This is a genomic window from Actinosynnema sp. NPDC020468 (genome assembly GCF_040642015.1).
GTDB lineage: Bacteria > Actinomycetota > Actinomycetes > Mycobacteriales > Pseudonocardiaceae > Actinosynnema.
Genome location: NZ_JBFAEO010000059.1, coordinates 36,741 through 46,905, shown reverse-complemented (window position 1 = coordinate 46,905; position 10,165 = coordinate 36,741). Strand labels below are relative to the sequence as shown.

Here is a 10,165-nt window from a genome sequence, read left to right as displayed (position 1 = left end):
GCGCCCCCGTGCCAAATGTGGTTGCCTCTGGCAGGCCATACGGGGAGAACACGACGCCCTTCCTCCCCGGAGGCGCTGCCCGTCCGGCGAGGACGTTTTTTGCTTTTACTCTCTACGCCCAACCCGCCGGAGACTCAACAAACCATCCCCCGAGAATGAATCGCCTTCAATTCGATCAGCCGCGCACCGACCTCGACGGAAAGCGCCGGCGTTTCGCCACCTCCCCGTTCGACCAGCACGACCGCGGTCGCGACGAACCCCTCCAGCAGAGCCCGCAGAACCACGTGGGTGGCCCGCTGGTACTCGTCCACCAACGCTCCCACGAACCGCTCGAAGACGGGCAGGTGGATCGCCCAGTCGTCCGCGTCCGCCAGGTGGTAGGCCGGGTGGATGCCTGTCGGGCGGTTGACCAGCGGCGCGATCGCGTCGGCTGAGCGCAGGAACAGCAGGCCTACGCCGTTCGACGGGTTCCACACGCAGTTGTCGCCTACCCAGAAGTGCTGACTCACGTGGATCTCCCTGGAAATCGGTGGGCTTGACTGGCGAAGGTCAAGATCAGGGGCTTCTGCTTCTGGCCTGCGTGCTGGTTCGTGGCCGGGTGGCTCTGGTGGAGGTCTTGAAAGATGAAAGAGTAAAAGAGTAAAAGCGTAAAAGATTAAAAGCGTCCTCGCCGGACGGGCGGAGCCTCCGGGGAGGGGGCTTGGGCGGTGCTGGATTGACGTCTTCGTCGTGCGTTGGGGTGTTGGTCGGGTTGGGTAGCTGTGTTTCCCTCCCGTATGGCCCGCCAGAGGCAACCACATTTGGCACGGGGGCGCCGGCTTGGGAGTGTGGGCTGCGGTCCTGAGAGGTGCGGCGCCCCCGTGCCAAATGTGGTTGGGCTTCGCCCGGGCCATACGGGAGGGAAACACAGCGCAGCTGGTTTGCGCTGCGCGCGCGTCTGCGGCGTTTTAGGACTGGCCCCAGGTGCCTGTTGGTGGGGGTGGGGATTTTGTTGCCGTTGCGTCCGTTGTCGGAGGTAGGCCGCCGATGAACCTGGTCAGGGACGTGTCGTGTTCCACCCTTCCCGGGAAGGGGTCGCCTGCGGTTCTTCGGGTCAGGGCGGGGATGGGGAGGTCCTTGTGGGAGGCCACCAGGACGAAGTTTCCGAATCTTCTGCCTCGGAACACCGTTGGTTCGGCCAGGACGGCTACGTGGGGGAATACCGCTCGTACGGTTGCGGCTTGCGCCTTGGCGAAGCCGAGGCCTCCGCCGTCGCCGATGTTCGCGGTGTACACGCCGCCCGGTGCCAGTACCTCGGAGGCCTGGCGGACGAATTCCACCGAGGTCAGGTGGGCCGGGGTTCGGGCGCCCGCGAAGACGTCCGTCACCACCAGGTCGAAGGTCGCGGGCGGGGCGTTGGCCAGCACCGCGCGCGCGTCGCCGGTGCGGACCTTGATCCGCCACGTCCTGTCCCACGGCAGGTGGGCGCGGACCAGTTCCACCAGGGCCGAGTCGATCTCCACCACCTGCTGTGCCGACCTGGGTCGGGTGGTGGCGATGTAGCGCGGCAGGGACAGGCCTCCGCCGCCCAGGTGGAGCGCTCGGATCGGGTCGCCCGGTGTGGTCAGGAGGTCCACCACGTGGCCCAGCCTCCGGACGTACTCGAATTCCAGGTGGGTGGCGTCGTCCAGGTCCACGTGGGACTGGGGTGTGCCGTTCAGGCGCAGCAGCCACGATCGGGGGACGTCCGGGTCGGGGACCAGTTCGGCCACGCCCGAGTCGACCTCCCTGGTGATGGTCTCGTCGGTTCTCCGGGTGCGTCCCACCCGGCGATTATCCAGGGCGCCCCCGCGGGCGGCGCACCCCGCGTGAGGTGGGTACGGTACGCGCCGTGCGGATCCTGGCTGACGTGCTCACCGGGCTGGTGGCCCTGATCCACCTCTACATCGTCGTGCTGGAGATGGTCCTGTGGACCACCCCGCGCGGCCGGGCCGCGTTCGGCACCACGCCGGAGTTCGCGGAGCAGTCGAAGACGCTGGCCGCGAACCAGGGGCTCTACAACGGGTTCCTGGCCGCCGGCCTGATCACGGCGCTCGTGGTCCGCGGTGACGTCGGGTTCGCGTTCGCGGTGTTCTTCCTGATCTGCGTGGTCGTGGCCGGGGTGTACGGCGCGGCGACGGTCAGTCGGCGGATTCTCCTGGTGCAGGCCGTGCCCGCGACGCTCGCGCTGGTCGCGGTGCTGGTCGCGGCCTAGGCCTGCGCCACGGGCCCTTCTGCGGGTCGTAGCCGAAGCGCAGGTCGCCGGTGATGCGCCGGGTCGGGTTCGCCGGGTGCTCGATCGGCTCCACGGCCGGCAGCGGCGCGGCGGGCGGTTCCTCGGCGGGCTCGGGTTCGGGGCTCGCCGGCACGTCCTCGCGGCCCGCCACCCACGCCGCCAGCGCGGTGGTGATCGGCACGGCCGCCACCAGGCCGATGCTGCCCACCAGGGTGCGGACGACCTCCTGCGCCACCTGCTGCGCGGTCAGGATCTCCGACAGCGTGCGCCCGGACAGCGCGAAGGCCAGCATCAGCGGCAGCGCCGCGCCCGCGTACGCCATGACCAGCGTGTTCACCACCGACGACAGGTGGTCGCGCCCGATCCGGGACCCCGCCGCGTACAGCTCGCGGAACCCCAGCGCCGGGTTCGCCCGGCGCAGTTCCCACACCGCGCTGGTCTGCGTCACCGTCACGTCGTCCAGCACGCCGAGCGCGCCGATGATCGTGCCGGCCAGCAGCAGCCCCCGGGTGTCCACGCCGTGCCCGAGCAGCGCGACCAGGTTGGCCGTGTCCTGGTCCAACCCGGTGAGCTTGGCCATCGCCGAGAACAGCACGCCGAGCACGCCGATCATGGCCAGGCTGACCAACGTCCCCAGCACGGCCGTCGTGGTGCGCGCCGACACGCCGTGCGTCAGGTACAGCACGATGAACATGATCAACCCGGCCGCGACCACCGCCACCGTCACCGGGCTCTCGCCGGCCAGGATCGCGGGCAGCACGAACAGCACCAGCACGACCAGGCTCAACCCCAGCGCGCCGAGCGCGGCCAACCCCTGCCACCGGCCGAGCAGCAGCACCGCCGCCGCGAACAGCACCGCCAGCAGCAGCATCGGCACGCCGCGCTGGAAGTCCGCGAGCTGGTAGGACTCGCTCGCCCGCGGATCACCGCCCGCGTAGGACAGCACCACCGCGTCGCCCACCGCGAACGACGGCGACGTCGCCTGGTCCGGCACCGGCACCCGGACCTCGCTCCCGGCCGCCGCGCCGTCGCTCATCTTCACCGTGACGAGGAAGCACCCGGTGCCGTTGGCGCCCTCGGGCCCGCAGCCGCCCCTCGCGACCGCCGTCACGTCGCCGCGCACCGGCACCTGGGTCAACCCGGCCTCCGCGCCGGTCTTCTGGTCGTGCCCCCACGGGTACAGCAGCACCGCGCCGACCACCGTCGCCACCACGAGCGGCAGCAGCAGGACGAGCAGGAGCTTCCGGACAGGAGCGGACGAAGGTTCCGCGGGGCCGTGCGAGTGGCCATGACCATGCTGGGCGTGCACGGGCTCATCCTGCCGGACGGCCGCCCGCCGTTCGACATGCGGACAGTTCGGTGCGTATTTCGGGGGACCCTCTTTCGGGGCAAGATGCCCGGTGCCACGCTCCCACGGTGACCACGAACTGGACTCCCAACCACGGTCAGGACTACGACCCGGTGCCCTACCGGCCCGAGCGGATGCCCACCGAAGTGTCCGTGCGCACCGCCGCCGACCTGCGCGCGCGGATGGACGAGCGGCGGACCGTGCGCATGTTCTCCACCGACCCGGTGCCCGAGCAGGTGGTGCTGGACGCGATCGCGGTCGCGTCCACCGCGCCCAGCGGCGCGCACCAGCAGCCGTGGACGTTCGTGCGGGTCAAGGACGCCGACGTGCGCAAGCAGATCCGCGAGGCGGCCGAGAACGAGGAGCGGATCTCCTACGCGGGCCGGCTCGGCGACGAGTGGCTGGACGCGCTGCGCCCGCTCGGCACCGACGACGTGAAGCCGCACCTCACCGACGCGCCGGAGCTGATCGTGGTGTTCCAGCAGCGGTTCTACCTCGAGGCGGACGGCAGCACGCGCAAGCACTACTACGTGGACGAGTCGGTCGGCATCGCCGTCGGCATGCTGCTGACCGCGCTGCACCTGGCGGGCCTGTCCGCGCTCACGCACACGCCGTCACCGATGAAGTTCCTCGGCGAGGTGCTGAACCGGCCGCGCAACGAGAAGGCGTTCGCGGTGATCCCGGTCGGCTACCCGGCCGAGGACTGCGTGGTGCCCGACCTGGTCCGCAAGTCCCTGGACCAGGTCGTCGTCACGGTTTAGCCGACCGGCGGCGCGGCGAACCGGAAGTGCGCGGCCACCGCCTCCCGCACCGCCGCGAGCGCGCGGGCCAGCCGCTCCTCCCGGTCGCCGGTGACGAGCAGCCACGGCACGCCGCGCGCCGCCAGGCCCTCGGTGAACCGCGCGGTCATCCACGGCCGCAGGTGCTCGCCGTCCCGCCACCCGTCCTGTTCGAACGGCACGCCCTCGTGGTCGGTCAGCAGGTACAGGGCGGGACGGCGGGCGTCCGGCGCGATCTCCGGGCGAGGCGCGCCCAGGTAGCGGTGACCCCAGACGGTCGCGGCCCAGGAGTCGTTGTCGCACAACACCACCGGCCCGCGGGTCGCGGCCTCGTCCACCAGTTCGCCCTGCCGCCGCGCCACGTCCTGGAAGTCGCCGACCGTCCACACCAGACTCCCCAACGCCGCGTCCGGCGCGAAGGCCCGCGCGGCGGCGAGCTTGTGCCCGGTGTGGTCCCGGCCGTACTCGCGGACCCACGGCGCGTCCAGCCGGGCCGCGAGGTCGCGGGACAGCGTGGTCGTGCCGCTGCTCTCCGCGCCGAGCACGACGACCCGGGCCGCGAGCCCGACCCGGGTGGCGGGCGCCAGCCGGTCCCAGTGCGCCCGCGGGTCCGCCCGGATCGCGGTGCCCGACACCGGGAACGCCGTCCGGTCCCGGTCGACGAGCACGTGCCGCGCGCCGAGCCGCTTGGCCATCTCCTCGCCGTAGTCCTCGCTGGAGAACACCGCGTCCACGGCCGCCGCCGACGGGTCGCCGTCCGCGATGGCCCGCCGGGCGAGGACCGCTCGCGTCACGCCCATGTGCAGTTCCCACACCGGGTCGCTGTCGAAGTCCATCGGGTGGTCGTCCAGGTCGCCGAGCACCACCACGCCGGGGTCGTCGGCGTGCTCGGCGCGCAGCCACGCGACCCGGTCCGCGATCGGGATCGACTCCGCGCTCGACCCCAGTACGGTCACGGTGGTGCGCCTGCTGCGCGCGGCGGCGGTGCGCACGAGGTGGTGGTGGCCGGCGTGCGGCGGGTAGAACTTGCCCAGCACGAGCGCGTGGTCGAAGGTCACGCCCGCACCGCTTCCCGCGACCGGGTCCAGTTGCGCAGGCCGAACACGCACAGCCCCAGGAACCCCAGGTAGAGCACTGCGGTGAGCAGGAGGCCCTTGTAGGCGTACAACGGAACGTAGATCACGTCCGCGGCGATCCACAGCCACCACGACTCCAGCTTCTTGCGCGTCTGGCCCCAGGTGGCCAGCAGGGACAGGACCGTGGTGACCGAGTCGAGCCACGGCACCGTGGACGTGGTCAGCGCCTTGAGCGCGAACGCCAGCCCGACCGTGCCGACCACACCCACCGCCGCCAACCACCGCCACTGCCCGGACGTGGTCCGGGTGATCGGCAGCGCGGTGTGCCCTACACCGCCCCGGAGCCACGCCCACCACCCGTACAGCGCGAGTCCGATGTAGACGACCTGGAGGCCCGAGTCCGCGTACAGGCCGCTGGTCGCGAACAGCACGAGGAAGGCGAGGTTGTTGAGGATGCCGATCGGCCAGTTCCACGGGTTCTGCCGGGCCACGAGCCACACGCACAGCGCGCCGGTGACGAAACCGGCGATTTCGCCCCAGCTGGTCGTGGCGCCCGCGACGGTGACCGCCGGTGTGGTGAAGGGGGCGAGGATGACGTCCAGTAGCGACACCGATACTCCGTTTGACGAGTTATCGAACACGTGTTCGAATGAGGTCATGCGATGGGACGGGCAGAAGGACCGGGTCGACCGCCAACAGGCTCTGCCGGGACTGCCGGGTCTCGTCCGAAGCGTACGAACTCCCGAGTTCGAGGACGTCGTGTTCCACGAGGTGAGGGCCAAGTCGGTGCTCAACCGGGTGCCCGGCGGGCGGATGCCGTTCTCCTGGACGGTCAACCCGTACCGGGGCTGCACGCACGGCTGCACGTACTGCCTGGCGGGTGACACGCCGGTGCTGCTCGCCGACGGCCGGACGAGACCGATCGCCGACCTCTCGGTGGGCGAGGAGGTGTTCGGCACCCACGAGGGCCGGTTCGTGCCGACCCGAGTGCTGGGGCACTGGTCGACCCGCAAGCCCGCGTTCCGGCTGACCCTGGAGGACGGCACGCGGGTGGTGGCGAGCGGCGACCACCGGTTCCTCACCGAGGACGGCTGGAAGCACGTCACGGCCGGCCGGTGCGCGGACGCCGAGGAGCGGCCGTTCCTCACCCGGGGGCACCGGCTGCTGGGCACCGGCCGGTTCGTCACGCCGCCGCCGGAGGGCGCCGACTACCGCGCGGGCTACCTGTGGGGCGTGGTGCGCGGCGGGTTGCCCGGTCAGCCGGACGTGCTGGCGCGGGTCGCCGAGTACGCCGGCGGTCGGACGCCGCGCGAGTCGGACCTGGTCGAGTGGCCCACCGCGCCGAACGACGACTGGTCGCGCGGGTTCCTCGCCGGGTTGTTCGACGCGCGCGGCTCGTCCACCGGCGGCGAGCTGGTGGTGTCCAGTGCGGACAGTGCGGTCTTCGAGGCGGCGGTGGAGGCGTTGCTGCGCCTGAAGGTCCCGCACGTGGTGGAGGTGCGCGGCATCCGGCTCGTCGGCGACCTGGCGGACCGGCTGCGGTTCCTGCACCTGACGCGGCCCGCGATCGCGCGCGGCAACGCGATCAGCGGCGCGGTCGTGCCCGCGCCGACGCGGCTGGGTGTCGTGTCGGTGGAGGCGCTGGGTGTCGAGCGGACGCTGTACGACATCACCACGGGCACCGGCGACTTCGTCGCGAACGGCCTGGTGAGCCACAACTGCTTCGCCCGCAACAGCCACACCTACCTCGACCTGGACGCCGGCCGCGACTTCGACACCCAGGTGGTGGTCAAGGTCAACACGCCGGAAGTCCTCGCCGCGCAACTGAGGTCGAGGCGGTGGACGCGCGAGCACGTCGCGTTGGGCACCAACACCGACCCGTACCAGCGCGCCGAGGGCCGCTACGCGCTGATGCCGGGCGTGATCCGGGCGTTCGCCGACTCCGGCACGCCGTTCTCCATCCTCACCAAGGGAACCGTGCTGTCCCGCGACCTGCCGCTGCTCGCCGCGGCGGCCGGTTCGGTGCCGGTGGGCATCGGGGTGTCGCTGGCGCTGCTGGACCGCGAGTTGCAGGCGTCGCTGGAACCCGGGACGCCCAGTCCGAAGGCGAGGTTGGACCTGGTGCGCCGGATCCGGGACGCGGGCCTGCCGTGCGGGGTGTTCGTGGCGCCCGTGCTGCCGCACCTGACCGACTCGGTCGAGGCGCTGGACGCGTTGCTCGCGCAGGTCGCCGACGCGGGCGCGACCGGCGTGACGGTGTTCCCGCTGCACCTGAGACCCGGCGCGCGGGAGTGGTTCGCGCGCTGGCTGGTGCGCACGCACCCCGGGCTGGGCGACCGGTACCGGAGGCTGTACGCGCGCGGCTCGTCGGTCGACCCGGCCTACCGCAGGTGGCTCGCGGCCAGGGTCGCGCCCCTGCTCGCCGCGCACGGGCTCGCGCCGTCGGAGCGGCTTTCGGGCGTGCCGGGCGAGGAGGAGGCCTCGTGGCCCGCGGGGAGCATGCCCGTCACGGGGCAGGCGCGGGTCGACCCGGAGCAGTTGACGCTGCTCTAGGCTGCCCCGATGAGGGTGATCCTGTTCGGCGGCACGGGAATGGTCGGTCAGGGCGTGCTGCGCGAGTGCCTGCTCGACTCCGATGTGGACGGTGTGCTCGCGGTCGGCCGCGGTCCGCTCGGGGTGGCGCACCCGAAGCTGACCGAGCTGCGGCACGCCGACTTCACCGACTTCTCCACCGTCGCGACCGAGCTGACCGGGTACGACGCGTGCTTCTTCTGCCTGGGCGTCTCGTCGGTCGGCAGGTCCGCCCAGGCCTACGAGCACGTCACCTACGACTTCACCCTCGCCGCCGCGCGGGTGCTGGCGGAGGTGAACCCGGGCTCGGTGTTCGGCTACGTCTCGGGTGCCGGCACCGACGGCGGGGCCGCGTGGGCGAAGGTGAAGAAGCGGGTCGAGGACGACGTGATCGCCCTGCCGCTGCGCGGGTACGCGTTCCGGCCGGGCTACATCCAGCCGCGGCACGGCGTGCGCCCGAAGGTCCGCTGGTACCGCTGGGTCTACGCCGCGCTGACGCCGGTGTACCCGCTGCTGGCCCGGTTGCTGCCGCGGTTCACCACGACCACCGGGCAGCTCGGCCGGGCGATGCTGTCGGTGGCGAAGCACGGGTCCGAGGTGACCCGGCTGGAGTCGGTCGACATCAATCGCCGGTAGGTACTTGAACGCGTTCAAAAACTGGGTGTACCGTCCTGCCCAGGAGTTGAACACGTTCAAAAAGGGGGAAACGATGGAACCGCTCGTGGTGACCTACCTGGTGTACCTGGCGATCAGCATCGGCCTGACGGTGTGGGTCGGCCGCACGCTCAGCCGCAACGGCAAGGTGTTCCTGGTCGACGTGTTCCGGGGGAACGAGGAGCTGGCGCGGACCGTGAACCACCTGCTGGTGGTGGGGTTCTACCTGGTCAACTTCGGTTTCGTGGCGTGGTACCTGCGCACCGAGGACGACGTGCGCAAAACCACCCAGGTGTTCGAGACGCTCTCGGTCAAGATCGGGACCGTGCTGGTGGTGCTGGGCGTGCTGCACCTGACCAACGTCTTCGTGCTCAACCGGATGCGGCGGCGGAGCGTCGTGCAGGCGCAGACCGTGCCGCCGTTCCCGCCCTCGGGGTTCGTGCCGGGTGTCGCGCGGTGAGCCTGACCGTGCTGTACGACGCCGGGTGCCCGGTCTGCCGCGGCGCCGCGGGGTGGTTGGCGCGGCAGGTGCAGCTGGTCCGGCTGGACCTGGTGCCCGCCGGGTCGGCGGCGGCCCGGGAGCGGTTCCCGGCGCTCGACCACGACCGGACCCGGCGGGAGATCACCGTGGTCGGCGCGGACGGCGCGGTGTACCGGGGCGACACCGCGTGGGCCGTGGTGCTGTGGGCGCTGGAGTCGTGGCGGCCGATGTCGGACCGGCGGGGGTTCGTGGCGTTCGCGGCGCGGTGGGGTGAGCGCTGGCGCGCGATGGCCAAGGATGAGGACTGTGGAGACCGATGCCAAGCCCCCGGCCAAGGGTGAGCAGACCCGCGCCCTGATCCTGGAGACCGCGCTGCGCCTGTTCCGGGAGAACGGGTACGACAAGACCACCATGCGCGCCATCGCCAAGGAGGCGGGCGTGTCGGTGGGCAACGCGTACTACTACTTCGAGTCCAAGGAGCACCTGGTCCAGGGGTTCTACGACCACATGGTCGCCGAGCACCGGGCCAGGTCCGCGCCCGTCCTGGCGGCGGGCGGCGACTTCGCCGACCGGTTGCGCGAGGTGCTGCTGGCGTGGCTGGACGTGTCGGGGCCCTACCACGCGTTCGCCACCCAGTTCTTCAAGAACGCGGCCGACCCGAACAGCCCGCTCAGCCCGTTCTCCGAGGAGTCCGGCGCGGCGCGGGCGGACGGGATCGCGCTGCACCGGGCGCTGCTCGACGGGGTGAAGGTGGACCCGCAGCTGCGCGACGACCTGCCCGAGCTGCTGTGGCTGTTCCAGATGGGGATCGTGCTGTTCTGGGTGCACGACCGGTCCGAGGGGCAGGCGAACAGCCGCACGCTCGTGCGCCGCAGCGCGCCGATGGTCGGCCGGTTGTTGCAGCTCTCGCGGGTGCCGGGGGTGCGGAAGGTGGCCCGCGAGGCGACCCAGCTGTTCCGGGACGTCGGCTGGGCCCGGTAGTACCCGTACGCTGTACGGTAC

Annotated in this window: 12 protein-coding genes; 7 read left to right on the top strand and 5 right to left on the bottom strand. The window is 71.5% G+C overall.

Annotated elements, in window-relative coordinates; translation table 11 throughout:
- Positions 1 to 134 precede the first annotated feature (134 nt).
- On the bottom strand, positions 135 to 509 hold the full coding sequence (locus tag AB0G50_RS31295; protein WP_360115906.1) for a DUF6086 family protein: 375 nt from the start codon (positions 507 to 509) through the stop codon (positions 135 to 137).
- Between the two features lie 438 nt (positions 510 to 947).
- The gene (locus AB0G50_RS31290; protein ID WP_360115903.1) at positions 948 to 1,805 is read right to left on the bottom strand and encodes a fused MFS/spermidine synthase; all 858 of its coding nucleotides are present in this window, start codon (positions 1,803 to 1,805) and stop codon (positions 948 to 950) included.
- A gap of 65 nt (positions 1,806 to 1,870) precedes the next feature.
- Here AB0G50_RS31290 and AB0G50_RS31285 point away from each other — a divergent pair, with 65 nt between their 5' ends.
- The gene (locus AB0G50_RS31285) at positions 1,871 to 2,233 is read left to right on the top strand and encodes a DUF1304 domain-containing protein (protein ID WP_360115900.1); all 363 of its coding nucleotides are present in this window, start codon (positions 1,871 to 1,873) and stop codon (positions 2,231 to 2,233) included.
- On the opposite strand, the gene AB0G50_RS31280 is transcribed toward AB0G50_RS31285, so the two are convergent.
- On the bottom strand, positions 2,160 to 3,563 hold the full coding sequence (locus AB0G50_RS31280) for a YibE/F family protein (protein WP_360115897.1): 1,404 nt from the start codon (positions 3,561 to 3,563) through the stop codon (positions 2,160 to 2,162). The genes AB0G50_RS31285 and AB0G50_RS31280 overlap by 74 nt on opposite strands.
- Positions 3,564 to 3,736: 173 nt before the next feature.
- On the opposite strand from AB0G50_RS31280, the gene AB0G50_RS31275 reads away from it, so the two are divergent.
- A complete protein-coding gene (locus tag AB0G50_RS31275) occupies positions 3,737 to 4,363 on the top strand; it encodes a nitroreductase family protein (protein WP_360115909.1) in 627 nt (208 codons plus the stop codon).
- On the opposite strand, the gene AB0G50_RS31270 is transcribed toward AB0G50_RS31275, so the two are convergent.
- Both AB0G50_RS31270 and pnuC read right to left on the bottom strand, forming a co-directional pair.
- On the bottom strand, positions 4,360 to 5,439 hold the full coding sequence (locus tag AB0G50_RS31270) for an AAA family ATPase (protein ID WP_360115894.1): 1,080 nt from the start codon (positions 5,437 to 5,439) through the stop codon (positions 4,360 to 4,362). The genes AB0G50_RS31275 and AB0G50_RS31270 overlap by 4 nt on opposite strands.
- Positions 5,436 to 6,068 (bottom strand): nicotinamide riboside transporter PnuC, encoded by a 633-nt coding sequence (gene pnuC, locus AB0G50_RS31265; protein WP_360115891.1) that lies wholly within the window; start codon positions 6,066 to 6,068, stop codon positions 5,436 to 5,438. The genes AB0G50_RS31270 and pnuC overlap by 4 nt, the downstream gene beginning before the upstream one ends.
- A gap of 46 nt (positions 6,069 to 6,114) precedes the next feature.
- Here pnuC and AB0G50_RS31260 point away from each other — a divergent pair, with 46 nt between their 5' ends.
- The 5 genes from AB0G50_RS31260 (at position 6,115) to AB0G50_RS31240 (ending at position 10,144) form a co-directional block, all read left to right on the top strand.
- On the top strand, positions 6,115 to 8,010 hold the full coding sequence (locus tag AB0G50_RS31260; RefSeq protein WP_360115888.1) for an intein-containing Rv2578c family radical SAM protein: 1,896 nt from the start codon (positions 6,115 to 6,117) through the stop codon (positions 8,008 to 8,010).
- A 9-nt stretch (positions 8,011 to 8,019) separates the two neighbouring features.
- Positions 8,020 to 8,664, top strand: a complete 645-nt coding sequence (locus tag AB0G50_RS31255; RefSeq protein ID WP_360115885.1) for an NAD-dependent epimerase/dehydratase family protein — start codon at positions 8,020 to 8,022, stop codon at positions 8,662 to 8,664.
- A gap of 73 nt (positions 8,665 to 8,737) precedes the next feature.
- A complete protein-coding gene (locus AB0G50_RS31250; RefSeq protein WP_360115882.1) occupies positions 8,738 to 9,142 on the top strand; it encodes a hypothetical protein in 405 nt (134 codons plus the stop codon).
- Positions 9,139 to 9,504: a DCC1-like thiol-disulfide oxidoreductase family protein gene (locus tag AB0G50_RS31245; protein WP_360115879.1), complete on the top strand. Its 366-nt coding sequence runs from the start codon at positions 9,139 to 9,141 to the stop codon at positions 9,502 to 9,504. Before AB0G50_RS31250 ends, AB0G50_RS31245 begins: the two co-directional genes overlap by 4 nt.
- Positions 9,470 to 10,144 (top strand): TetR family transcriptional regulator, encoded by a 675-nt coding sequence (locus AB0G50_RS31240; protein WP_360115876.1) that lies wholly within the window; start codon positions 9,470 to 9,472, stop codon positions 10,142 to 10,144. Before AB0G50_RS31245 ends, AB0G50_RS31240 begins: the two co-directional genes overlap by 35 nt.
- The last annotated feature ends 21 nt before the right edge of the window (positions 10,145 to 10,165 follow it).